The sequence below is a fragment of the Verrucomicrobium sp. BvORR106 genome, from assembly GCF_000739655.1.
Lineage (GTDB): Bacteria > Verrucomicrobiota > Verrucomicrobiia > Verrucomicrobiales > Verrucomicrobiaceae > Verrucomicrobium.
The window spans coordinates 79,567-102,965 of the sequence record NZ_BATR01000130.1 but is presented as its reverse complement, the minus strand read 5'-3'; the positions used below and the strand labels follow the sequence as shown (position 1 = coordinate 102,965).

Sequence of the window (23,399 nt, the reverse complement as noted above, 5' to 3'; positions counted from 1 at the left end):
GGCATGGGACGGCCAAAAGGTGTGGATGGCTCCCTCCGGCATCGGGAAATCGCGTCTGCCCTGGAGTCTGGTTGTGAGCGCTGGTAATGAAGCGTTTTCGAGTTCGATGGGGCAGCGAAGCGGAACTCTTCAAGCTACCCTTACGCCACTCTTCGATCTGCGATAAGCACCTGGGGCGATTCCGGTGATGCGTTTGAAGGCCTTGGCGAACGCAAACTCACTCTCGTAACCCACCCGGGAGGCGACTTCCATCATTCCCAGTTGTTCGTCCTGGAGGAGGCGCGTCGCGCAATGCGCTCTCCATCGCGCCAAGTACCCCATGGGCGTATCGCCGGTGAGCCTGCGAAACCGCTCTGCAAACACCGACCGGGAAAGGGCGACTTCGCGAGCGAGGTACTCTACGGTCCAGGAGTTGGCCGGTTCACTCTGGATGAGGTGCAGGGCTCCATCGATGGCGGCATTTTGCACGGCTGCGGGCAAGCCCGTGCCGCTGTCGCCCGTATGGAGCCAGCCCCGGATGGCTTGGATGAAGAGCACATCACACAGACGGTCCAGCAACGCTGTCGCACCGGGTTGGGCGGCCATCGATTCAGTGGTCAAGACTTTGAGCACCGCATCCAGTCCCGGAGCCCCGATCTCCCCATTTCCCCGGAGGATGAGGCAGGGCGGCAACAGGCGGAGCAGGGGATGGTGCGCACTCTCTGCAAAGTCGAAGTCTCCGGAAATCACGGATGTTTCTGCTCCTGCACCGCCGAAGCGCAGGGTGATCCCGCTGGCGCACAAAGTGTCGGACTTGCTCAGGAGTTCGGGAAGGGGAGTGGGGCGGCTTCCTGTGAGGTCTTGAACCGTGTGTTCCCGGTCCGTCATCACGATGGCAAAGTCACCTTGCCTCATGATAGTGGGCGGGCACTCTGGAACGCACAACTGCCCGCTGCCCTGTTCCATGAAGTGAAACTTTCCTGATTGAGGACGCACTGGGAAGCGCACGCCCCAAGGCTCTCCCAGCACCACCCGGTTTTGAAGGGCACTCCGGAGGCGTAGTGTCGAGAGCAGACTGTCGAGCGACTTCATGGTCTGATGGGCACAGGTTCAGGACGATCGGACATGCCTGCCGGATACCCGGGCATGGTGATTTTCGGTCGGGGGAAGCATGTTGGAATCGCAAGGGAGCACCAGCGTTCCCACATCAAAATCCAACCTGAAATCATCATGAAAAAGATCGTCGTTACCACCCCCACTGGCAATATCGGATCACGCGTCGTTCAGCTTCTGATTCAGGCCGGAGCCCGGCCCACTTTGTTGGTGCGAGATCCCGGCCGTCTCAGCGAGACTGTCCGAAGTGCGTGTGAGATCCGTCAGGGGGATCTCTCTGACCAAGACTTCGTGATCGAGGCCACGCGAGGCGCGGACGCCTTGTTCTGGCTGATTCCAACGAACTACAGTGCTGCCGATCCGGTGGCGGATGTGCTTCGTCTCGGTACCGTTGCCGCGGCGGCGGTCCAGTCCAATCAGATTACCCGCACGGTATTCCTCAGCAGTTCAGGCGCGGAACAGCGGGGGAACCATCTTCTGGGCACTCTGGGCCTGGTCGAGGATCTCCTCAATGCCACAGGGCAAAACGTGGTGCATCTGCGTCCTGGGTATCTCTTCACCAACCTGTTTACGGTGGTGGAAGAGTTGCGCGCGGGAGTGCTGACCACCACGACCTCGCTGGACCACCGTGCGGGTTGGAACGACCCCCGCGACATTGGTGAGATTGCCGCCGCCCGGTTGCTTTCAGACTCCTGGTCAGGCCAGCAGGTCCAGCCGATCGGCGGCCCTGCAGATCTGAGCTACCGCGAAGTCGCCGCTCTGGTGGGAGAAGCGATTGAACGCCCCATTCAAGCAGTTCAGATCTCAGAGGATGAGCATCGGCAGAATCTGTTGGGCGCTGGTCTGCCTGTACCTGTTGCGGAGGCTCTGGTCGAGTTGTCCCGTACCATCGCCAACATCAAACCGGAGGAACTGGGGCGGAGCTACGCATCCACGACACCGACCTCGCTCGGAGCCTGGTGCTACGCCCATCTGCGCCCTCTGTTCAAGTAGTCAGGGATGGCCGGGGCAACGCTACTCGCGCCTTACGGCATCCAGCAACTTGCCACGCAGGGCCAGGAGCGTTGCCACGAAACAGACGACCAGGCCGAAGGCGACAATCCCCAGATTCAACCACGCCAGGAAGCCCACGGGCAGGGCACCGCCGCTCTGCCGGATGTTGGGCCACACGGCAATGGCGGCGCTGATCAGTCCAAGGAACAAGCCTGTGATGAGGAGAGCGGCATGCTCACTCACAACCAGCGAGCGGAGGGCCCCAGGCTGGAAGCCCAAGGCTTGCATCAGCCCCAGCTCACCCCGTCGTTCGAGGATATTACGGGCTGCGAGCACTCCCAGTCCGGCCGTGCCCAGCAACACACCGAGACCGCCCAGCACCGTGAAGATGCCGATGTAGGTGTTTTGCACCGCCTGGAAGGCGGCGAGTCGCGCGGAAGTGGTTTCCATAGCCAACCCGCGCGATTCGAGTTGCTTCGTCAGATGGCTGCTGATTTTGGCTGCTTCGTCGGTCGGAGCATCGATGAGGAAGTACTTGTACCCGGCAGCATCAGGGAACTTGGCGAGAAAGTTAGCCTCACTGACGATGATCTTGCCCTGAAGAATGGAGCCCGTGACGAGCCCCACCAGTTTGACGTTGAACTCGCGTCCCTGGGCATCCGTGTAGGCGATGGTGTCGCCAATGCCTTTGCCCAGCCCCCAGAGGGCGGTGGCCTGGTCGGCAATTCCGGGAATCGCGTCACCACCCATGCTGGGAGCGAGGGCGCTCCAGCCTCCGCCTGCGAAGGTAAAGGATCCCCGCTCCTCCAGGAGTTTGGGATTCACCGCAGTGAGAACCGGACGTTGGGCCCGGTTCAGGTTCAAACAACTGGCGTCATCGCCTTCGCGGATCCGGAAGGGGACGACCTTTGCCTTGGCCATGAGTTTCTCGTCCAGTGCAAATGCGTCCCAAGCAGCTTCACTGTTGAGGTCTTCATAGACCGGCAGGCTGGATTCTCCGAGCAGGACAAACCCACCGGTGCCTGCCTTGCGCTCAGAGGGATTGGCCGCGCCGCTCAGACGAAAGGCGTTTACGGCAATCACCAGGAAGATGCCGCCGGCCATCATAGCGATGACGGCCACGCTCCGACCGGGACGGCGGGTCAGGTTGCGAAGTCCGATCCGCAGCAATGAGCCTGCAGGAGGACCTGCCTCCGTCGGACGACGGAGCCAACGACTGACCCAAGTCGCGCCCGCCATGAGCAGGAGGAATCCGGCGCCAAAGAATGCCCCGGAGACGGCTTGGGGATCACCAAGGCGACTGCCCATGACCGATATGCCGGCCGCCAGGATCAGGCAGGCCAGAGGAAGCCACTTCTTCCACCCACCGCCAGCTTTTTTCGTCTCCTTGGAGTTGGTCCAGGCTTCGCCGACAAGGAGGTCTTTCGGCGCGGTCTTGAAGAGGCGACGGCTGGCCCACCAGAGCGTGCCAATGCCAGCCAAGGCGCTGGATACCCATGCGATGGCGAGCGTGGCAGGGTGAGCGTCGTAAGTGAGCTTGAATCCGACGGTCGCCCCGCTCCAGGCCCCGTTAAGCCCGGCCAGCGCCAGCTTCGTGTAAGCCATGCCACCAAGCAGACCCAAGGCAGAACCTGCTAGGGCGACCAGGCCTGCTTCCGCCAACACCACCCATCGCGCTTGGCGCTGTGTCCAACCCAGCGAAAGCAGCAATCCCACCTGCGGGGCGCGTTTCTCGATCGTGAACAGGAATAGCAGCGCGGCAAAGATGAGAGCCGCGCCGATGAGGAACATGCTGAGCCCGACGAACAGTCCGCCAAAGTCCACGCTGCCTTTGGCCGCCGCGCCAGCTTCTTCTTTGAACTGACGGGGGACCAGGCCGACATCCGCCAGTTGCAGATCCTTCAGGAGTTCCGTCCTCAAGGCGGCTTCGTTCTGACCTGAATCAGGGAAGCGGATGGCAGTGAGACTGCCGAATCGATTGCTCCAGAGCTGCTGCCCTTCTGCCAGGGGGATGAAGGCTTTGGGAGTGCCGCGATAGTCGTCCCAGTATTTCTCGTCCTTGTCGCGGATGGCATCCAGTTTCACGGGAATGCCGGGCTCCCAGTCGCGGCAGTTGTCCACGTCAGACACCCCGGGGAAGTTCGGTGTCCACTCACGTTTCAGGTCGGGATTGTCCATGGGGACGATGCCCGCGACTTTGAAGGTGGCCGTTTGCTCTTTCAGGTCGCGACCGAGTCCCACGGTGAAGAAACGGAACGAGATCTCTCCGCCAACCTGCAGTTGGTGGTCCTCAGCGAGCCATTGGGAAATCAGAATGGGTGGAGGATTGCCGACCAGGTCCGCGGGAGCCTTGAACTTGCTCTCCAAGACGGCCTTGGGCAGGCCTGTGACCATGGAGTAGGGGGTGCGGCCATTAGCCGAGGAGAACCCATTGATGAGGTAGGTGATGACACCGTAGCTTTTGGTCTGTTTTTCGAGCAGTTTCTTGCTCAGAACCTCGTCCATGAAGACGCGGTCGGTGCCCAGTTCCCATTCACTGGAGCTTCCCTGGACCTTCGCGAGCTTGAGGGAGAAGTCCTCCAGGGACTTGGCTTTCTCAGTGGCCTCGGCACTGAGGCCGCTGCTCCCTGCAAGGATGGCATTGATGCGTCCGGATTTCTCCAGCTCCGCCTGCATGTCTGCCAGAGGGACATAGACTGTGTCGCTGCCTGTCTGGGAGGCCGCGAGCTGGAAGCTGCCAAAGTCTTCTCCACCCACCACGGCGGAGATCTTGCGCCGCATAGTCACTTCCTGATTGGTACTGCCCGACAGGGGCGCATCCCGGGAGATGACACTGGGGAGTTCCATGCGCACCAGGACGGTGTCACCCGCTTTCACACCGAGCTTCCTGCCCAAAGCTTCATTCACCACCAGGCCGTTGGCCTCAATTGCCACCGGTTTTCCGCTGAGGCTGAGTTTCCAGAAGGCATCGTTGACCCCCAGCACTTGGACCGCATTGGCTCGCACCCCGCCATTGGCAGCGCTCACAGAGCCCTGCATGAGAATGACCGGGGCGGCACCCTGGCTGGTGGCCAGCGCTTCCGTGAACCAGCGGTCGCCACCCAACAGCCCGGTCTGGACCTGGCCGAGGCGTTGGTCGGCAGCCTTGCGCAGACTGGCGCGGACGGAATCACCCACCACGAGCGATCCGCTCAAGATGGCCGAGGCGAGGAATGCCCCGAACAGCAGGCCGATGTGGCCCTTCCAATAGTGCTTGAGACTCCCAAAGATGAGCTTTCCCGCGGTCATGGTGATGGAGAAAAGCGGGTTAAACGGACAGGGTGCCCTCGTGCAAATGCAGCACCCGCTTCATGCGTTGAGCTTGAGCAGGATTGTGAGAGACTAGCACTAAAGATATGCCGGAATTTTCCACTAAGTTGATCATCAAGTTAGTCAAAGTATCGGCATTGGCCTCGTCGAGGGCCCCCGTCGGCTCATCGGCGAGAATCAGTTTTGGAGAGTTGATCAGCGCCCGCACCACGGCGGCTCGTTGACGTTCGCCACCCGAGAGTTCGGCCGGTTTGTAGCTAGCCCGGTGGTCCAGTCCGACCTGTTTGAGCAGGTCCATGGCCCGGTTTTGCGCGGCCTTTTGGTCTGGCTTGGGGGTGAGAGCCAGGGTGGGGAGCAGGACGTTTTCCAGCACCGTGCACTGGGGCAGGAGGTGATGGAGCTGGAAGATGAAACCAATCTTGGCGCTGCGGAGCTGTCCCAACTTCTGCGGGCCAGCCCCTTGCAGGCTGTCACCTTCAAAGCGGTAGTCACCTGCATCCGGCTCGTCGAGCGTGCCGAGGATGTTGAGCAAGGTGCTCTTGCCGCAGCCTGAGGGGCCCACAATGGAAACCGACTCTCCCGCTTCGATCTGGAGGTTGATGCCTTTGAGAACAGGGACGGAGTGCCCGCTCACCGGTTCGCGGTAAGCCTTGGAGACGTTGTTGAGCTGAATCAGGGGCATGGTGAGCGGAAGGGAAAATGATCAGGAGACTCAAGTCAGTGGACCGGCCCCTGAACGGTTACGAAAACGAACCGCCGTTTGATGCAGCGGTTCTTGGTTAAAGAACCTTGTTCCAACGCTTGGCTTTGAACTCAAAACGCGGGAGGGACCCTTGGGGGGCAAGCTTCACAGGGATGCGGAGCGAGAAGGTGTCACGCAAGCGATCTTGCAGACGATGAAGCAGGGATTCATCCACCCCCGCCGCCAGTTCCACGGTGAGGATGACTTCGTCCATGTTCTCCACCTTGTGCTGTTCGATCTGGAACTCGGCGATCTCGGGATACCGCAGCACAATGTTCTCGATGGCACTCGGGTAGATGTTCACTCCGCGAATGACGACCATGTCGTCGCACCGGCTCAACACGCCGCCTTCCAAATAGAGGCGATCATTGATGACCTTCTTGCAAACCCAGTCCCCGGTGCGGTAGCGGAAGAGGGGGCAGGCGCTCCGATCGAGAGTGGTGAGAATGAGCTCACCTTCAGATCCGTCTGGAACTTCGTTTCCCGAAGAGTCGACGACTTCAGCAAAATACGAATCCTCAATGACGCACAGATTGGCTGGCATCTCCGGGTCTTCAAAGCTGACTGGGCCCACCTCCGACATCCCGTGGTGGTCGAACAGCTTGGCGCCACCCCAAAGTTCACGGATGCGCTCACGAGTGGTGGGAAGGGAGCCGCCTGGCTCGCCTGCCACGATGATGCGTTTCACCGAGAGCTGGTTCAGATTGACGCCGCTCGGGGCACCGATGCTCTCTCCCAAGCGCAAGGCGTAGGTGGGTGTGCAGCAGAGGGCCGTGGCCTTGTAACGGGCCATCATCTCCAGACGGGCCTGACTGGACAGTCCGCCGCCAGGCAGGACGAGGCAGTCACGGGCGGCGGCTTCAAACGCCGTCCAGAAGCCGAGGAACGGACCAAAGGAGAAGGCAAAGAAGATGCGGTCTCCCGCCTTGATGCCGGCTGCCCGATACACCTGACGCCAGCAAGCCAGCATGGTCTCCCAGCTGGCGGGAGTATCCAGCACGGCCATGGGCTGCCCCGTGGCGGTGCCAGTGGTCTGGCAGAAGCGGGTGTATCGCTCCAGCGGTTCAGTGAAATTCGAGCCAAACGGCGGGTGGGCCAGCCGGTCGTCCAGGAGGTCGCCCTTTGCGGTGAAGGGGATCCTGCGAATGTAGTCCTCCAGGGTATGAATCGAGAAGGGGTCGATCCCGTGTTCCCTGAAACGGCGGGTGTTAAAGTTCTCCGTTTTCGCCGTGCGGTACATCAGCGTCCGCAGCTTCTCCCACTGGCGCTGGCGCAAATTCATGGCGTTCCCCGGAAGGTGAACGCGCATGGTTTGATCCAGTGGAGACGACATGGGGAGAACTCCAGTATCCAAACTTCAAATTTCAAACCTCAACCGCCGCTGAGAAAGTCTAGTGCGAGGCTCCGGGAGCCACGGCGGCGGCGGGTTTCTTCGCTGCGGCATTGGAGGGGCTGAACTTGGCCACCAAGAAGCCACCACAGGCAGCCATCAGGATGCCTACGAAGAAGGGGACCGGGATGGCCTTGAATCCACCTTCCGGCGGATGAATGGAGAGGGCCACGATGGAGTTGATGATCGGGGCACCGCCAAAAACGATGGACATGACCGCCGCCGGGGAGGACCCCACGCGGTTGGCCGCGGCCAACGCCAGAATGAGCGTGAAAGCTCCGATGGCTCCGGCAGTGCCGGCCACGAAACTCCAGGTCACCCCTTTGCCAGTGAAGCTCCAGTTGGTGTTGTTCTTGGCGAGGACAATGAGGGGCCCGACGACGGCCACGACAAAGTATGCGGCGCCCACCAGAAGGAAGGCCTTCATGGAGGCATTGGCCACATCGGCCTTGCCTGCGTCGCTCGCGATCATGCCCAGACGTCCGGTGTGAAGTAACACTCCGTACACGCCCCAGAAGAGCATTGTCGTCACTGCGAATATCTGCCAGCTCATGCGTTTATTGCTGCCTTTCTCGTTCACTTGATGGTTTTGGTGATGCGTTGACTGAAGAGTTGGGGGCGGGGTAGAAAGACGTCAGCCAAGGCGAGTTCTGGACAAGAACTTCGTATTACGATGCAATTTGCGGACGGATGCTTTTGCGCACCTCTTCGGGAGCGACTTCGATCTTTTCCAAAATATGAGCGGGAATGGCCACCGCTTTCATCTGGCGGGTCTCGGGATCTTTCCGCACACAGACGACGGCGATCTTTCCTTCAGCAGCCAAGGTGCCATCCGTCTTGCGAACGCGGAAGATGTACTTCAGGGAGCGGGTGCGGATCTCGTCCACCAGCACTTCCACTTCCACCTCATCCTCGAACCGGAGGGGGGAAACATAGTCGCAGGAGGCGTGCACCCGGGGCCAGCCGACACGCTGGTCTTCCGGGAATCGCTCCCGACGCTCCATGATGCTGTAGCCGAGGGAGCGGAAGAACGCATGCTCCGCCCTCTCCATGAAGCGGAAAAAGTTGGCGAAGTGCATGATTCCCGCCATGTCCGTATCAGAGAACTGAACAATGTCGCGGTGTACGTAGCGGGAGGCCATTGGCCGGGAACAAAGGCGGGGGGAACGGCGGATGCAACTGCAAAGAGTCGCAAGAGACGAGAACTCGCCTCGCCATTTGGGCCGCCCCTTCAGAGCGACACGATCTTTCGGTAGCGTGGCTAAGGCTTAATCCTTCCAGTGCCTACTCCAAATAGCCTCGCTGATAAGGCCAGAGAGGCTCGAACGCGGCATTTTGCACCCAGCCCCGCCGGTTTTGGTCGTCGCCGGGGATCTCCACATAGCTCCAGATGCCGCGGTCTTCCAGACGGCGGATTTCACTGCCTGGCGGCAGGGCGGAAACGGTGCCCGCGGTGACCGTGGCGGCCGTGTAGGCCTTGGTGTCTGGGACGGTCACGATCGCCACCTTCTCGATCCGTTCAAAGCTGGGTCTCCAATACCAGCCGAGACCCGCAAGCACGGCTGCGATCAACGCCAGCACCCGAATGAAAGCAAGCCCGACCCGAAGGGGACTGCCCCGGCGGAGGAAGATGGCCAGAACAAACGAACCGATCGCCACCCACGCAGCGCTGACAGCGGTGACGAACCACTGCGTTCTTCCGAGAAACCCAGCGTACTGCTCCCGAAAGGCGTTACGAGGATAGGAGACATGCCCGGTCCGGTCGCGGATATGGGCGAGATTCTGCCTCACCTCCGGCTCGACTGGCGGAAACAGATTGGCTCGTCGGAAATAGAGGGAAGCCTCGCCGAGATGACCGAGACGGTAGTGGGCATTCCCCAGCAACTGAAAAGCCTCTCGACTGAGCTGCCCCTGCGCGACCATCTTCTCAGCCATTTTCCGAGCGCCCTCGAAGTCACCCTTGTCAAAGGCCCCCTTGGCATCGGCATAGCGGGACTGGACCGACTCCTCCTGGGCGGGGGCCGAGGAGGCGAGGACGAAAGTGGCAATGAGGAAGAGGAAATGACGGAACATGGAACACAGGAAAAGCGTCAGGCCTGAAGGACAGGGGCGGAGCGGAGGGTGGCCAGTACAGAGGACTTCTCCACGGAGGGCACAGGCTCGCGGCCGGCTTCTGCGGCACCTGGTGAGAACGAGTACTTCTCGTGGTGCTCCAGAATGGGTTGAACCTGCTCACCCGTGAGTCGCCGGGATTCTGCATAGCGGGCAGCCAAAGTGTAGAACTGCTCACGGGAAAGACCACGGGCGTTCAGGTCGCGCCAGAGTTTGCGAGTCGCCGCGTCGTTCAGGTTGCGGCGCTCACGGAGCCAGTGGGTGAGAAGCTTGCCCACGATGAGGACGGCCAGCAGGCCAAACGCAGCCGCATTGGCCACCAGGAAACGCTGGCTGCGCCAGAGGGCGGGACGGGAGGCCAGGAGGCTGGCCTGCGAGGGCATCACTGTCAGAATGTCGGTCACGATTGGTTGCACCGTGGGCACTTTCTCCAATTCATCGGGCAGCTTCCCAACCGACGGTGTTCCCGCTGTGGACGTGGAGGCTGCAGCAGCCGGTGCTGGCGCAGATGGAGCAACGCCTTTGACCTGAATGGCCACCGGCTTGGTACGAAGGGTCACATACTGCTTTTTGATGGGGCTGAAGAAACTGAACTCAAAGGGAGGAATGTTCTTCAAAGGTCCCTTGGGAACGATCACCTGGCTGAAACCGATGTGCTGGCCTGAGGCGTCCGATGGCTCGTTTGGAGACTCGGTGTTGTAGCGTTTCGGGGGATAGAGCTTCCAGTCGTTTTGCTCCACCATGGCAGGCATCATCAAGGCGTCGAAGTTCCCCGTACCAGTGATGGTGATATCCACCGAGATGGGATCCCCCACGTTGAGGCTCTTGGGATCCGCCGTCATGGTGATCTCAAAATCGCCCACCACGCCTTTGAAATCCTTGGGCCGTCCTTCTTCTGGAAGAGGAATCACCTGGATCTCGATTTCATTGCAGGAAGGGCGCAGTTTGCGGGGCTCCATCTGGTTCAGCAGAGGATGGAGGAACGGCTCGCGGGCACTGGAGGGAATGTCCAGAATCACTTCAGCGGTGGCCGGACCGAGCTTGAACTTTCCAGGCTTGAGTGCGGAGAGCGTGCTCTGGTAGGCATAGGCCCGGTAGGGGACGTTGCCGATGGTGATGACGGACTCATTCGGCTGCGTGGGGAAACGCTGAATGGCGAAGTTGTCCTTCGGCAGTTCGATCAACCCGATGCGTCGGACAAAGGTCTGCCGGTGGGCATAGAGGTTGACCGTCACTGGCACCACTTCACCCACATAGATCTGGCGTTTGGCCGTCTCCAGAGTCATCAGGGGCTCCAGCTGATTTCCGGCATCCGGGTCATCACGGACGACCAGTTTGGTGGCGTTGGTCTTGTAGGGGACACCGTTGATGTGCAACTCCTGAGCGGGAATCGTATGGGTGCCCGGGACGTCTGAGGTGATCTGCCAGGTGATAGTGGAAGCGTACTGGAAGCGGCCGCCGCTCTGGGGCCTGCCGGTGGAGGGCAGGGGATGAGCCAGCTCCACGTTCGCGGGGAGCACCAAGGGCGTGGCCTCGTCAGCATTGCCCTCCTCAATGGTGATCACAAAAAGGGCAAACCCGCCGGGCTGAATCGCGTCAGGCTCGACGGTGGCGCTCACCTTGGGCCCTTTGGCAAGGGCACCCGTGGCCAGAAACGCCATGAGGCCCGCCAACAACAGGCAGAAGGCCGACAGGCGGTAAGGAGTAGGCTTCAAATTCATGGAGACGATGCGACGGCTAGTAGTCCTTGCCGCCATGGGGCTGTTCACGACGCTGCAGATACTGGACCGACTGTTGGTCGTTGGCGTAATTCCGGAGCTGATTGCGAGCTTCTTGAGGGCTGAAACCGGTCTTGTCATTCACCTTGCTCTCATCGCCAGGCTCCTGTTTCTCGCCTTGGCCTTTGTCGTCGGGCTTGCCTGATTCGCCGGCACGAAGCTCGCCTTCCGGCAGGTCTCCGGACTTCTGTTCCATGGCATCCGTCTGCTTCTTCTGATCGGAGCTCCCGTCCTGAGGCTCATCGGGTTTACCCTCGCCTTCACCTTCCTTGGGCTCGCCTTCACCCTTTCCCTTGCCGTTCTGTTTGTCCTTGTCGGGTTTGGGCTGCTGCTTCTGCATCTCGATCTGCTTCTTCAGTTCATCGAGTCTAGCCTGCACGAAGTCGCGGTTTGTCTTGAGCTCGACGTTGTCCTTGTCGAGATCCAGCGCGGTGTCGAAGTGATTCAGAGAATCCGTCCATGCCCGAACCGTGTAATCAGGCTGTTTGCTGAGGGACAGGTCACCCTGGTTGTAGAGAGCGGTGGCCAGTCCCCGCAGGGCCTGCTTCTGCAACCCCTTGTTCCGGGACTTGGCCGCATCGCTAAAGGCCTTCACCGAGTGATCGTAATCCTTAAGCTGGAAGTCAGAAGCGCCCAGGCCATAGGACAGGTCTTCCTTGGACACAGGAGGTTTCTCATCGGCCAGCAGCTGCTGGTAGGAGTTTCGCGCAGCCTCATAGCGACCACTCTCATAGGCACGCCGGGCGCGCTCCAGATCCATGGGGGTGGCACCGTGCAGGGAGCCGCCCAAAAGCAGGAGGCATCCCGCCAGCAAGGCGGTGGGAGCAGCGGTAGAGGCCATGGCTGGAAGGGAAGGAGTGACGGGATGGTGCAGGGTGGCCTGGGGATCCACGGGCAAAGGTGCGGCCTTGATACGACGCCGCGAGGAGGGGCGCATCATCAGGGAAAGGCAGATGCAGGCGATTCCCATTGCCAGAGGCCACTGGTAACGCTCGATGGGGCGGGTATCCTTCTGTGAGTCCAGCTTCTGTCGTTCCAGCTGGCCCAACAGGCGTGCGACAAGACTCTGGGTCAGCGCCTGGGTGCCCAGCGGCACATACTCCCCCCCGGTGATCTTGGCCACTTCCTGGAGCAAAGGGGCCTCGAGCCGGGTATTGATGACGTTCCCAGCTTCATCGCGCAAGTACCCCCCGTTGCTCTGTTCATCCGGATCTGGAATCAAGGCCCCTTCGGCGGTGCCCAAGCCCACTGGCACGACGATCAGGCCTTTCTGCGCCGCCATCCGTGCGGCAGTCAGAGTGGCTTCATCGGTTTCCTGGCCATCGGTGAAGAGCACCATGCCATGCTCACGGCCCTTCACCTTGTCGACGGTTTCGACAGCCAGCTGGATGGCCGAGGCAATGCTGCTGCCGCCGCGGGGAATAGTCGTGTGATCCAGTGACTGAATGCACTCGACCACCGCCTCGTGGTCATTGGTGAGCGGGGCTTGAAGGTAGGCGCGACCGGCAAAGGCAATGATGCCCACGCGATCATTGGGCAGCTTCTCCAGCAAGTCCTGGGCGGCCAGCTTGGCGCGACCAAGGCGATTGGGGGACACATCGTCCGCGAGCATGGACTTCGAGGTGTCGATGGCGATAAAGATGTTTCGTCCCGTCCGTTCATCGACGCGGGTTTCCAGACCGTATTGCGGACGAGTGAGCGCGATGACAAAGAAACCAAGGCCCAGCAACTGAAGGCCAAAGTGCAGGCTGGACCACATACGCGACGCGCCCCCGAGCAGCTGGTTTCGCAGCCGTTCTGAGGTGGCAAATGCCTGGATGGCCTTCAGCCCGTTGGCGTCTGCCACGATCTTCAGCAGCGCCAGCAATGGCAGCAGGAAGAGCAGGTAGGCGAAACTGGGCGCTCCGAAGTTCATGGTTTGCTAGAGGGGCTCAGGCAATGGACGGGGAAGTGTGACCGGCCGACTGCTTCCAGATAAGATAGACTCCTCCCAGCACGGCAGCTGCCAGAAGAAACCAAAAATAGACGTCCTCGGTTTCGACAATTTTGCGTCGCTCAATCTCGGTACGTTCCATTTCGTCAATCGTCTTGAAGATGCGCTCCAGGGTGGAGAGGTCCTCCGCCCTGAAAAAGCTGCCGCTGCCAATGTTGGCGACTTCCTGGAGTGTTTCGGGGTCGAACTCCTGGCGGCCCGAGTTGATGGGCGGCCCATTGGGCATGTAGATGGGGTGCATGCCCGGGGTGCCAATGGAAATGGCGTGGATGCGGATGCCGAGGGTGGCGGCCAGCCGCGCCGCATCTTGGGGGCTCAGCTTGCCGCTGTTGTTGGCGCCGTCGGTCATCAGCAAGATGACCTTGCTCTTGACCTCCAGTTGGTCCAATCGGCGGGCCGCTGCGGCGATACCTGACCCGATGGCGGTGCCATCCTCCATGATCCCGGTCTGGATCCGGTCCATGTTGTTGAGCAGCCAGTCGTGATCCAGCGTGGGCGGGCAGGGGTTGTAAGGAGCGCCGCCGAACGCCACAATGCCGATGCGGTCATTCGGACGCCCTTTGATGAAATCCACCAGTACACGTTTGGCCGCAGTCATGCGGTCCACCTGGCGGTTGCCGATGTAGAAGTCCCGGATTCTCATGGAGAGGGACACGTCGAAGGCCACCACGATACCGATGCCTTCGGACTTCAGTTCATCATAGGAAATGACCTTCTGGGGCCTGGCGAGAGCGAAGATGGCGGGAACCAGGGCCAGATGGAGAAGGTTGAAGGCCAGCCCTTTGGAACGGCTTCTAGTAGGGTACCCCAATTCTACGAGCAACCCAGCCATGGGGAACGACATGGCGGGTGCATCTCCGGCCCGCCCGCGCAGCCAGGCCAGAACTGGCAGAGCCAGCAGCAACAGCAGCCACCAAGGATTGGCGAGCTGATGTTCAGGCATGAAGGGAATGGGCATGACGCTGGGAGGAAGAGATCAACTCAAACTGGCTGGCTTTTCGACGTGATTTGGCAAGGGGGAAGCTGCTGGCAAGGGAGGGGGCTGCAGCGCGGTGGGCTCTGGCGCGAGGGAGATGTCCTCGTCCAACGCTGGAAGCGCTGCTGCACCCGCTGTCGGAAGGTAGATACGTTCCTCCTGCAGGGCGGCGATGGCATCCTGGATCAGTCTGCCGGCGTCGGCCGGGGTGGCGGGGATCCGGCCGAAGGACAGGCGGTCATAGATTCTCGCCAGAGGGCTGAATCGACTCCGAACGTCTTCCCGTGACTCCAGCGCGGTGCCACCGTAGAGCTCCTCGGTGGTCAGGTAGGGGGCGGGTACCCGGTATCGCGCCTGCTGGTAGTCCCGCAGGATCACGGAAACTTCATGCCCGGTTTCAGCGGGATCCATGGAGCCTACGGACGCTCGCAGCGTCTCCAGCCGCTGCAAGGCATGCTTCAGTGGGTGGGGCGGGGGCACCGGGGGACGGTTGCCCCGGGTCCGGAGGAGCAGAAGCACCAGGAGGGCCATCAGAGCGGTAAGGAGAACGATGCCTCCAGCGATGACCCACCATGAAAGGCCGGGCACCGGGAGCTGCGGGGTATCGATCTCAGGAAAGGGCAGCGGGGTGAGATTCACCGGCTCCCGTTGCTGGGCAAACACCGAGCCCCCCCAGGCTGCGGAAAGCAGCCCGCCCAGGATCGCCATGCTGGAAAGACGGTGGCTCATGGGGCGGGATCAGCGGCGACGCCGGGAACGGAAATAACTCCGGAGGGCCGGAAGGTAGTCCGAGTCAGTATGAATGACGATGTTCTCGATGTTGTTCCGGTTGAACATACCCGTCAGGTTTTCCCGCATGGCCTGGGCACGGGCGGCGAATTCACGACGGACGCGCGGGTTTGATGTATTAACAATGACCTGCTGCATGGTCTCTGGATCCTCCAGGCAGACCCGGCCCACACTGGGCAGTTCCATCTCGCGCGGGTCCACCACTTCCACGGCCACCACATCATGTTTGCTGGAGGCGGCACGGAGGGCCTTCTCCCACGGGGCGGGACCGCCGGGAGCGATAAAATCTGAGATCACAAACACCAATGCCCGGTGAGGGATGCGCTGGACAGCAAGGTTCAGCGCGGGTTCAAGGTCAGTACCGCGCCGGGTGGGCTGGAAGTTGAGGATCTCCCGGACGATGCGCAGTGCCTGTCCGGTGCCCTTGCGGGCTGGGAGGTAAAACTCAACCTCGCTGGAGAACATCGCCAGCCCCACCTTGTCCTGGTTCTGCAAGGCGCTGAAGGCAAAGACAGCCGCCACTTCCGCAGCGCGCTCCCGTTTGCTGTCTTCTCCACTGCCATAGTCACCACTCCGGCTGACATCCACGAGGAGGAGGACGGTCATCTCCCGTTCTTCCACGTACTTGCGGACGTAGGGTTCATTCAGGCGGGCAGTGACGTTCCAGTCGAGGAAACGCACATCGTCTCCCGGCTGGTATTCCCGGAAGTCGTCGAACTCAATGCCCTGGCCTTTGAACCGGCTGTGATAGGCCCCGCCGAGGGTTTCTTTTACCAGACCCCTCGTGATAAGCTCGATCTTCCGCACCCTCTTGAGGATGCGGTTGATGCGGGCTTCGTTGTCAGAGGGGGGAAGCATGGCAGGGGACTGGGCCGGAATCAGGGCACCGGCAATTTGCTCAGCAGCTGGGCAACGATGTCTTCTGTGGTGACCCCTTCGGCCTCCGCTTCATAAGTGAGCAGGATGCGGTGGCGCAAAATGTCGGGAGCGAGGGCCTTGACGTCGTGTGGCGTCACATAGTCGCGCCCCGCGAGGAAGGCATTGGCCTTGGCAGCAAGCGCGAGGTTGATGGTGCCACGCGGGGATGCCCCGCAGCGGATCAAATTGCGCAGGTGGCTGATGACCCCTTCTGGATGACGCGTGGCATAAATGAGGCCGACGATGTAATCCTTGACCTTGTCATCCATGTGGATGCCATTCACCAGGGCCCGGCTGTTGGCGATCTGCTGGATCTGAATGACCGGTGAGACTTCCAGGTTGGGCTTGGAGGTCGCCATACGATCCAAGACCAGGCGCTCCTCAGCGATGGTGGGATAGTCCACCCGGATCTTCAGCAGGAAGCGGTCGAGCTGTGCTTCCGGCAGGGTGTAGGTCCCTTCCTGATCGATGGGGTTCTGGGTGGCCAGAACCACGAACGGATTCGGAAGGCTGTAGGTGGTGTCGCCGATGGTGACCTGCCGCTCCTGCATGGCTTCCAACAGGGCACTTTGCACCTTGGCAGGTGCACGGTTGATTTCATCCGCAAGGACGAGGTTCGCAAACACCGGACCCAGCCGCGGGGAGAAGGTGCCTTCCCGTGGATTGAAGATCATGGTGCCCACGACATCGGCCGGAAGCAGGTCTGGTGTGAACTGAATGCGCTGAAAGCGTGCGTGCAAACAGGAGGCCAGGGTGCGGACGGTCAACGTCTTGGCCAGACCGGGCACACCCTCGAGAAGCACGTGACCGTTGGTCAGCAGCGCAATGAGGAGCCGGTCCACCAAGTCATTCTGGCCTACCAGAACCCGGGCAATCTCCTCCCGCAACGGCTCCACCCATGAGGATGCAGCGCGGATGTCATCGGCGGTAACGGAGCTTTCGGACGGAGCGGGAGAAAGTGAGGCTGAATCCATGTGACAATTTAGGAACGCTAGTGAGACAACGTCTCCAACGCCAGTGTTAGTTTAGATTGAGCAGGAATTTGCTGAAATTGAAGCGCATGTGCACTTTACAGCCCCTCTGGCTCCACCCGCCCGGCAATCATCGCCCGCTGCCAGACGTAGCGCTGGAACAGCACTTTCAAGGCGGCAGTCATTGGGACAGCTAGAATCGCGCCGAGGAGCCCCCCCATCACCAGGGACCAGGCGAACACGGACACGATGACCGTCATGGGGTGCAGACCGACAGATTCTCCCACCACTTTTGGGGTGATGAACAGGCCGTCAATCTGCTGGACGATGGCAAAGATTGCAGTGACGACGAGAGGGTATACCCACCAGGGGCTGGAGGCAGGAACCAGGTAGCTGCCGCCCTGGACCGAGGCGATGATGACGGCTGGAATCCAGCACACCACGATGCCCAGGTAAGGGATGATGCCCAGGACGCAGAGGGACAGCCCGATCAGCCAGCCAAACTTCAGACCCACGATGACCAAGCCAAGTCCCGTGGCGACACCATTGATGAGGCTGACCACCAACTGTCCCCGGAAGAACGCGATCAGGTAACCGTTGATCTCGGCGAGGGTGCTGACGACTTCGTCTTTGAACTGGGACGCCCTGAGCGGAATGTAGTGGGACCACCCTTCCGCGATCTTGGGGCTCTCCGTGAGGAAATAGTAAAGGTACAAGGGAACAATGACGAGTGAGAGGAGGAAGCCGAATCCTCCCAGGAAACCACCCACGCCGGCACGGATGAAGTTCCATGCATTCTGTCCGACTTTGGGCAGGGTGCTTTTCAGCCAATCCCCGCTGAGGAGGTCTTGAAGTGTGAAGTAGGATTCGGTGGTGGCCGCATCACGAAGAGTCGTCGTTCCAGTCACGAGGTTTTGGGCCTGTTCTTCGGTCAAGGTCGAGACGTCCACAGTCAGCGGGACCGGATTGGTGGTGGGCAGGGTAGGCGTTGTCGCTGGGGAGGGCAGGCCTGCGCCGGCATCGTTGGACGTCGGATGCGTCTGAGGTACGCTCCAGTGGAGGATGTCCACGCCGTAATCATTCATCAGTCGCGTGTTGAGCGAGGTGGCCCAGCCCAATACCTGGGTGCGTACCTTCTCGGCATACGCGGGCACTTCTTTGGCGAAGTCAACGCTCTGGCGGGCAAAGGCCGGGACGATGACCAAGGACACGCCCACGATCGACGCCGTGGCGAGGACAAAGACGAGCATGACCGCACGCTGCCTGCTCAGGCCCCACTTGATGAGGCGGGAGACCAGAGGCTCTAGCAGGTAGGCCAGCACGCCAGCTACCGCGAACGGGATGAGGAGGGGCTGTAGGAAGGAAATCACCCGGGTAAACAACCAGATGAGTCCGACGGAGAGGCTGCCAATCACCGCTATCGAGAGCGCCGTGATGGCGGCCCAAAGGGTGGCACGCTGAAACGCGTTGGGAATTTTCGTCACGGGCACGGAGTAAAGCGTTTTCCGGCCGAGGTGACAAGTGGATTGGAGTACGCAATTCAACCCGGGAATGTTCCTTTTCAGGCGTCCGTCAGCGGGATGGGGTTCGTTTAACCTTGAAACGGAAGGAGGTGATTAACCATGCCGTCACGCTACGCAACGACAGAACTTGAACAGCAGGCTGCGAAGTTCCGCAACGCGGATCAACTTCACCAGTCGGACCAGAGTCAGCATCAGGTCGAGATCGCCAAAGGGCTCGAGAAAGGCAAAGCCCGACACGAGCTTCCAGCCAACAAAGGCCGGGACAAGAAACACTGAGGTCGGGACCACCTGATGCCAATCGAGGCTCCCTAGGGGACTTCCGCAAAGACTCGCTGAATCGGCGGACCGTTTGTCCGCCGATTTTGCTTTCAGCAGCGTCCCTCAGTTGCTCAGTTGCGTCTGATCGGCGCGTCACCCGGGAAGCCGGTCACGGGCCGGACGTCGCCAGCACCTGGCAGGGAATCCAGCGTGGCACCTGTTCCTGTGGCAGCAGCGGGAATGGGCAGGGTTGGCTCCGGTTCCGGCACGGGGATCGCCACTGGTACAGTGGAGGTCACGGGATACTTCTCACCCAGATTGAGGAGCTGGCTGACCGTCACAAAGTGGTAGCCCTTGGCCAGAAGAGTGTCGAGGGTGTCCGGCATCGCATCAATGGTCGCGGCATGGATGTCGTGAGCGAGGATGATGGCTCCGGAGCGGGTCCCGGCCACGATATGCTGGGCCACAACCGAAGAGCCAGGTTGCTTCCAGTCCAGTGGGTCCACGGTCCAGATGATGCTGGGATAATGGAACTCCTGAAAGCAGATCTGCTTCACGCGCAGATTGGTGGCTCCGTAGGGCGGGCGCATGAGTCGCATCTGATAACCCGCGGCCTGGAGCACGGCATCGTGCGTCTTGCCCAGCTCCTGGCGCACTTTATCCGGGGTGAGGGTGGAAAGGGCCATGTGGCTCCAAGAATGGTTCCCCACCTCATGCCCCTCCGCGATGATACGACGCAGGATCGCCGGGTACTCACGCACGTTGCGCCCCACCACGAAGAACGTCGCCTTGATGTTGCGCTCAGCGAGGATATCCAACAACCGGGGGGTATTGGTAGCGTGGGGACCGTCATCGAAAGTGATCGCGATGTACGGCTGGGTCATGGGCACCGACGAGTAGCTCGCCTTCACGGAAGGCGGCGGCACCTTGGCAATCTCAAAATGGTCGGTATCCCTCAGGCCCGGGAAGATTTCCACGCCAGGGAGTATGGCGGAAGGTCTGGCGGCAGAGGAGGAGGCTGGCGCGGCTTCGGCCAAGTCCGGGAACCGGCGTACGGCAGGGTTTCCGTTCAGTCCAACTGAGAGAACGATGCCGAGCCAGAGAGAGGGTATCATGTGGGCTTTGGGGGGACTGCGCCGCTCGACGGAACCTCCGTGAGACGGGGGCGCAAGATAGCCACAATCGTGCCCATTGCCAGCGCGGAAACGCATTGTGAACGCAAACAAATCTGGGCATTCGCCCAGTGGTCGCGGTCAACTAGCTCCACTTTTCTTCCATGTGACCGCGCAAGAAGATCAAGCCCTGCCGGATCATCGTTTTCACGGTCCCCAAAGGCAGCCGCATCGCGAGAGCGATTTCGGAATGGCTGTGTCCTGAAAAGTAAGCGAGCTCCAGGGCCTTGCGCTGGAGCTCGGGGATGCCCGCCATGGCTTCTCTGGCCTTTTGCCCCAGTTCCCGCAGCTGCACCGAGGCCCCGACGACATCCGACGGAGGTTCTTTGGCGGCTGGATTGGAGTCATTCACCGCGGTCATCAGCTTTTCCCGACGATGCCGGGAGCGGAGGCGGTCCAAGCAACGGTTCCGAAGGATCAGACACATCCAAGTACTGGGTTGGGCCAGTTCTGGGTTGTAGGCCGATGCCTTCTTCCAGATGTACAGGAAGGTCTCCTGGACCACATCCTCCGTCTCTGCGGGATCCTGGAGGATGCGCATGGCCACTGCCCAGAGGAGGGCGGAGAACCGGTCGTAGAGTTGAACGAAGGCGTCCTCACTGCCGGTAGCGACTGCGGCGAGGATTTGCCGGTCTTCGTCTGCGACAATGGAGGGTTGGGGCGTCATGATCGAGCGAAGTGAATCGCGCGTTTACCCCCGAGGAGTCGGCCCAAACTTGTCGGAGAAACTAAAAGGTTTTTCAACCGAGCCACCGACAGTCTAGCTATTACATAAAATCATGCAATTGCAAAATAGTAGAAAGGGGGCCTGAGGCCCCCTTTTTTCTGCTTCCACCTGTGGGTGGCGATACTACGCCGCGCGGCCCGCGTCTTGGACGGGCATCGCGAAAGGCACCCGGGAGGTCCCTTTCGACCGGGGCTTGACCGGCTTGATGGGGGTGCTGCCGGGCAGGGTGACTTGTTCCCAAGGTACCTGTGCCTTGTTCCATTGCCAGGCAATTCCTTCCCATTGTTCATGGGGAGCCAGGCCGGCTTTGTGAAGGCGGGCAAAGAAGCCATCCCGGCTCCAGCGGCGGAAGGCGATGGCGGCTGTGCCGTAGGAGAGTCCAAAAGTGGTTTCAGGCAGCTCGTACCACGAGATCCGGTTCACGATGACGTGGATGATGGCTCGGAAGATATGCCGGGGGTGCACGGGCTTGCGACCTCGACCCGCGCCCGAGTGGACAATTTTCTGAAGATTGTCCAGCGCCACAGTGGGCAGCATGGGTTCCACCTGGCTCCAATACTCGTCGGTGACCACCTCAACGCTCAAGGGCGGGACATCGGAGGCAAGGTCCGAAGCGTTGAGTGGATGGGTCTCGGAGAGTGTGACCGGTGAGTTGGATTCAGGCGGAGCTGCGGGGCACATGGGCGAAGAGGGGAGTCACCCTGCATTTTCGCCAGCAACATGCGTCTGGATTTATATTGGCAAAAATAACTGGAATGGAAATCGGGGTATTGCAATACCCCGATCCCCAAAAAAACGACAGGGCCCGGGCTCCCTGCGGCAAATCAAAATGGCTTCTCGTGCCCGATTTTCTCGGAGAGAAAAGCATTGAGCTTGTCCATCCCGTCGCCTTCGTTGGCGGAGATCGGGATGATCTTCACCCGCTTGAAGCGATCCTTCAGGAGGGCGAGGTTTTCCTCAGCCTCAGGAAGGTCCATCTTGTTGGCAAGGATGCACCAGGGGCGTTTGGCAAGCTCACTGCTGTACAGAGAGATCTCCTCACGCAGAGTCGAGATGTCAGAGACCGGATCGCGTCCTTCACTGCCCGGGGTGTCCACCACGAAGAGGAGGATGCGGCAGCGCATGATGTGGCGCAGGAAGTCATGCCCCAGGCCGACGTTGGCGTGCGCGCCCTCGATGAGCCCCGGGATGTCTGCCACCGTGCCACGGCGGGTATCTGTGAATTGCACCACGCCCACATGGGGCTGCAAGGTGGTGAACGGGTAGTTCGCGATCTTGGGCTTGGCGTGGGAGAGTTTGGTCAGAAGCGTGGACTTGCCCGCATTGGGGAAGCCGACCAGACCCGCATCAGCGATGCTGCGGAGCTCGAAATGGTAGAAGCCTGATTCTCCCTCTGTTCCCGGAGTGAACTCCTTGGGAGCCTGGTTGGTCGGGCTCTTGAAGTGCACGTTGCCCTTGCCGCCCTTGCCGCCTTTGCACAGGACGTATTCTTGTCCAGTTTCCGTGAGGTCAGCCACAGGGGTGGTTTCAGCCACCATTTCCCCGGTTTCCTCATCAAAACGCTCCTCGATCCGGCTGACCAAGAGTCCGGGTGGGACCTTGTAAACACCGTGGGATCCGGAACGGCCTGTGCACTGGGCACCGGCTCCGGGCTTGCCGTCCTCTGCCGTCATTTTGGCATTGAAGAAGAAGGTGCGAAGGCTGTCGGTGCTGGGATCCACTTGCAAGATCACATTGCCGCCATTACCTCCGTCGCCGCCGTCAGGGCCGCCTTTGGGGCGGAACTTGCCGCGGTGGAAGTGTGCGCTGCCGTCGCCGCCTCTACCGGCACGGGCAAATACTCGGATCTGATCTACAAACATGGGAAGGTGGACTATCCCGAGATTTGAGAAAGGAACAAGGAAAAAAGGGAGGGTTGGCTTGGGACGTCAAGGAAGTTCGGCCAACAGGTCCCGGTCTTCCAGAGGATAGAGCTGCCAGCCAGGAGCGTCAAAGTGCCACCATTCGCTGGGCAAGGGCGTAAATCCCTGCTTCTTCATTGCCTGGTGCAGGATGGTGCGATTCTTCAGGGCTTGGGGCGGGAGGAGAGAGAAATCTGAGGCGGCCTTGGGACTGAAATCATCGAACCCAGTGGGCATGGGGAGTTCAATCCCGGTCCGCAGATCCACCAGCGTGACATCCACAGCAGCTCCGCGATTGTGTCGGGAACCTTCTTTGGGATCGGCGACGTATCGCGAATCGGGCAACACCTTCCAAAACTCCCACTGGACCCGGCGGGGCCGGTAGCCATCCCATATCTTCAGTCCCAGGCCATCTGCATTCAACGCCTTTTGAACCTGGGCGAGCTTCTCTGCGACACCCCGGCGGAGAAAGCAGCGATTGGCAGCATAGAAGCGCTTTTTGAAGAAGTTTTGCTCGGATGCGTACGGGAGTTCCACCACGAGATTGGGGATGATCTTGATGACCTCCACAAACTCCAGGTCTTGCTGGGTGGGGGCGGCGGAAGCTTTCGTTTCTGCGGGAAGCCTGTGCAGGAATGCCGTCGTGAAGACAAGCAATAGGGCAGGCAGGATGTTGAAAGGCCTCATGCTGCAATAATTCATCAACGGCGGGCGTTTGCCAGAAGGCTCAACTCGGGACGCAATAATGCATTCAC

The 23,399-nt window shown here is 60.5% G+C and carries 21 protein-coding genes; 2 read left to right on the top strand and 19 right to left on the bottom strand.

Annotated elements, in window-relative coordinates; translation table 11 throughout:
- Nucleotides 1-129: 129 nt before the first annotated feature.
- On the bottom strand, nt 130-1,071 hold the full coding sequence (locus tag BV106_RS24550) for an AraC family transcriptional regulator (RefSeq protein ID WP_051946283.1): 942 nt from the start codon (nt 1,069-1,071) through the stop codon (nt 130-132).
- A 138-nt stretch (nt 1,072-1,209) separates the two neighbouring features.
- On the opposite strand from BV106_RS24550, the gene BV106_RS24545 reads away from it, so the two are divergent.
- On the top strand, nt 1,210-2,085 hold the full coding sequence (locus tag BV106_RS24545; protein WP_038169159.1) for an NAD(P)H-binding protein: 876 nt from the start codon (nt 1,210-1,212) through the stop codon (nt 2,083-2,085).
- Nucleotides 2,086-2,106: 21 nt separating this feature from the next.
- Here the strand turns inward: BV106_RS24545 and BV106_RS24540 are convergent, their stop codons facing one another.
- The 13 genes from BV106_RS24540 to BV106_RS36185 all read right to left on the bottom strand — a co-directional run bounded on the left by BV106_RS24540 (nt 2,107) and on the right by BV106_RS36185 (nt 18,547).
- Nucleotides 2,107-5,373, bottom strand: a complete 3,267-nt coding sequence (locus BV106_RS24540; RefSeq protein ID WP_038169112.1) for an FtsX-like permease family protein — start codon at nt 5,371-5,373, stop codon at nt 2,107-2,109.
- A gap of 19 nt (nt 5,374-5,392) precedes the next feature.
- Nucleotides 5,393-6,076: an ABC transporter ATP-binding protein gene (locus BV106_RS24535; RefSeq protein WP_038169111.1), complete on the bottom strand. Its 684-nt coding sequence runs from the start codon at nt 6,074-6,076 to the stop codon at nt 5,393-5,395.
- Nucleotides 6,077-6,173: 97 nt separating this feature from the next.
- Nucleotides 6,174-7,418 carry an AMP-binding protein gene (locus tag BV106_RS24530; protein ID WP_051946291.1) on the bottom strand — a complete coding sequence of 415 codons (1,245 nt, stop codon included), beginning with the start codon at nt 7,416-7,418 and terminating at the stop codon, nt 6,174-6,176.
- A gap of 109 nt (nt 7,419-7,527) precedes the next feature.
- Nucleotides 7,528-8,079, bottom strand: a complete 552-nt coding sequence (locus BV106_RS24525; protein WP_038169157.1) for a hypothetical protein — start codon at nt 8,077-8,079, stop codon at nt 7,528-7,530.
- A gap of 115 nt (nt 8,080-8,194) precedes the next feature.
- On the bottom strand, nt 8,195-8,668 hold the full coding sequence (locus BV106_RS24520) for a thioesterase family protein (RefSeq protein WP_038169110.1): 474 nt from the start codon (nt 8,666-8,668) through the stop codon (nt 8,195-8,197).
- Nucleotides 8,669-8,810: 142 nt separating this feature from the next.
- A complete protein-coding gene (locus BV106_RS24515) occupies nt 8,811-9,599 on the bottom strand; it encodes a hypothetical protein (RefSeq protein ID WP_038169109.1) in 789 nt (262 codons plus the stop codon).
- Between the two features lie 17 nt (nt 9,600-9,616).
- A complete protein-coding gene (locus tag BV106_RS24510) occupies nt 9,617-11,359 on the bottom strand; it encodes a BatD family protein (protein WP_038169108.1) in 1,743 nt (580 codons plus the stop codon).
- A gap of 16 nt (nt 11,360-11,375) precedes the next feature.
- Nucleotides 11,376-13,331, bottom strand: a complete 1,956-nt coding sequence (locus BV106_RS36190; protein ID WP_051946282.1) for a VWA domain-containing protein — start codon at nt 13,329-13,331, stop codon at nt 11,376-11,378.
- A gap of 16 nt (nt 13,332-13,347) precedes the next feature.
- A complete protein-coding gene (locus tag BV106_RS24500) occupies nt 13,348-14,367 on the bottom strand; it encodes a VWA domain-containing protein (protein WP_051946281.1) in 1,020 nt (339 codons plus the stop codon).
- An 18-nt stretch (nt 14,368-14,385) separates the two neighbouring features.
- Nucleotides 14,386-15,114, bottom strand: coding sequence for a hypothetical protein (locus BV106_RS24495; protein WP_038169107.1), 729 nt, complete (start codon nt 15,112-15,114; stop codon nt 14,386-14,388).
- Nucleotides 15,115-15,123: 9 nt separating this feature from the next.
- Nucleotides 15,124-16,032 (bottom strand): DUF58 domain-containing protein, encoded by a 909-nt coding sequence (locus BV106_RS24490; RefSeq protein ID WP_051946280.1) that lies wholly within the window; start codon nt 16,030-16,032, stop codon nt 15,124-15,126.
- 20 nt (nt 16,033-16,052) lie between these two features.
- Nucleotides 16,053-17,066, bottom strand: a complete 1,014-nt coding sequence (locus BV106_RS24485; protein WP_051946279.1) for a MoxR family ATPase — start codon at nt 17,064-17,066, stop codon at nt 16,053-16,055.
- 95 nt (nt 17,067-17,161) lie between these two features.
- The gene (locus BV106_RS36185; protein ID WP_051946278.1) at nt 17,162-18,547 is read right to left on the bottom strand and encodes an AI-2E family transporter; all 1,386 of its coding nucleotides are present in this window, start codon (nt 18,545-18,547) and stop codon (nt 17,162-17,164) included.
- Nucleotides 18,548-18,685: 138 nt separating this feature from the next.
- Between BV106_RS36185 and BV106_RS38840 the strand changes: the two genes are divergently transcribed.
- Entirely contained in the window at nt 18,686-18,862 is a 177-nt protein-coding gene (locus BV106_RS38840; RefSeq protein WP_265596040.1) for a hypothetical protein, read from the top strand.
- Between the two features lie 113 nt (nt 18,863-18,975).
- On the opposite strand, the gene BV106_RS36180 is transcribed toward BV106_RS38840, so the two are convergent.
- From BV106_RS36180 to BV106_RS24450, 5 genes are all read right to left on the bottom strand, one after another.
- Nucleotides 18,976-19,959, bottom strand: coding sequence for a polysaccharide deacetylase family protein (locus BV106_RS36180; protein ID WP_051946277.1), 984 nt, complete (start codon nt 19,957-19,959; stop codon nt 18,976-18,978).
- 142 nt (nt 19,960-20,101) lie between these two features.
- A complete protein-coding gene (locus BV106_RS24465) occupies nt 20,102-20,683 on the bottom strand; it encodes a sigma-70 family RNA polymerase sigma factor (protein WP_051946276.1) in 582 nt (193 codons plus the stop codon).
- Nucleotides 20,684-20,866: 183 nt separating this feature from the next.
- Nucleotides 20,867-21,424: a transposase gene (locus BV106_RS36175; RefSeq protein ID WP_051946275.1), complete on the bottom strand. Its 558-nt coding sequence runs from the start codon at nt 21,422-21,424 to the stop codon at nt 20,867-20,869.
- A gap of 143 nt (nt 21,425-21,567) precedes the next feature.
- On the bottom strand, nt 21,568-22,605 hold the full coding sequence (gene obgE / locus BV106_RS24455) for a GTPase ObgE (protein WP_038169105.1): 1,038 nt from the start codon (nt 22,603-22,605) through the stop codon (nt 21,568-21,570).
- Nucleotides 22,606-22,671: 66 nt separating this feature from the next.
- On the bottom strand, nt 22,672-23,331 hold the full coding sequence (locus BV106_RS24450; protein ID WP_038169104.1) for a M15 family metallopeptidase: 660 nt from the start codon (nt 23,329-23,331) through the stop codon (nt 22,672-22,674).
- Nucleotides 23,332-23,399: the final 68 nt, after the last annotated feature.

Bases quoted from the DNA above. Each gene is read 5' to 3' on its own strand.
- BV106_RS24550 (WP_051946283.1), bottom strand. From the start codon at position 1,071: ATGAAGTCGCTCGACAGTCTGCTCTCGACACTACGCCTCCGGAGTGCC.
- BV106_RS24545 (WP_038169159.1), top strand. From the start codon at position 1,210: ATGAAAAAGATCGTCGTTACCACCCCCACTGGCAATATCGGATCACGC.
- BV106_RS24540 (WP_038169112.1), bottom strand. From the start codon at position 5,373: ATGACCGCGGGAAAGCTCATCTTTGGGAGTCTCAAGCACTATTGGAAG.
- BV106_RS24535 (WP_038169111.1), bottom strand. From the start codon at position 6,076: ATGCCCCTGATTCAGCTCAACAACGTCTCCAAGGCTTACCGCGAACCG.
- BV106_RS24530 (WP_051946291.1), bottom strand. From the start codon at position 7,418: ATGAATTTGCGCCAGCGCCAGTGGGAGAAGCTGCGGACGCTGATGTAC.
- BV106_RS24525 (WP_038169157.1), bottom strand. From the start codon at position 8,079: ATGAGCTGGCAGATATTCGCAGTGACGACAATGCTCTTCTGGGGCGTG.
- BV106_RS24520 (WP_038169110.1), bottom strand. From the start codon at position 8,668: ATGGCCTCCCGCTACGTACACCGCGACATTGTTCAGTTCTCTGATACG.
- BV106_RS24515 (WP_038169109.1), bottom strand. From the start codon at position 9,599: ATGTTCCGTCATTTCCTCTTCCTCATTGCCACTTTCGTCCTCGCCTCC.
- BV106_RS24510 (WP_038169108.1), bottom strand. From the start codon at position 11,359: ATGAATTTGAAGCCTACTCCTTACCGCCTGTCGGCCTTCTGCCTGTTG.
- BV106_RS36190 (WP_051946282.1), bottom strand. From the start codon at position 13,331: ATGAACTTCGGAGCGCCCAGTTTCGCCTACCTGCTCTTCCTGCTGCCA.
- BV106_RS24500 (WP_051946281.1), bottom strand. From the start codon at position 14,367: ATGCCCATTCCCTTCATGCCTGAACATCAGCTCGCCAATCCTTGGTGG.
- BV106_RS24495 (WP_038169107.1), bottom strand. From the start codon at position 15,114: ATGAGCCACCGTCTTTCCAGCATGGCGATCCTGGGCGGGCTGCTTTCC.
- BV106_RS24490 (WP_051946280.1), bottom strand. From the start codon at position 16,032: ATGCTTCCCCCCTCTGACAACGAAGCCCGCATCAACCGCATCCTCAAG.
- BV106_RS24485 (WP_051946279.1), bottom strand. From the start codon at position 17,066: ATGGATTCAGCCTCACTTTCTCCCGCTCCGTCCGAAAGCTCCGTTACC.
- BV106_RS38840 (WP_265596040.1), top strand. From the start codon at position 18,686: ATGCCGTCACGCTACGCAACGACAGAACTTGAACAGCAGGCTGCGAAG.
- BV106_RS36180 (WP_051946277.1), bottom strand. From the start codon at position 19,959: ATGATACCCTCTCTCTGGCTCGGCATCGTTCTCTCAGTTGGACTGAAC.
- BV106_RS24465 (WP_051946276.1), bottom strand. From the start codon at position 20,683: ATGACGCCCCAACCCTCCATTGTCGCAGACGAAGACCGGCAAATCCTC.
- BV106_RS36175 (WP_051946275.1), bottom strand. From the start codon at position 21,424: ATGTGCCCCGCAGCTCCGCCTGAATCCAACTCACCGGTCACACTCTCC.
- obgE (WP_038169105.1), bottom strand. From the start codon at position 22,605: ATGTTTGTAGATCAGATCCGAGTATTTGCCCGTGCCGGTAGAGGCGGC.
- BV106_RS24450 (WP_038169104.1), bottom strand. From the start codon at position 23,331: ATGAGGCCTTTCAACATCCTGCCTGCCCTATTGCTTGTCTTCACGACG.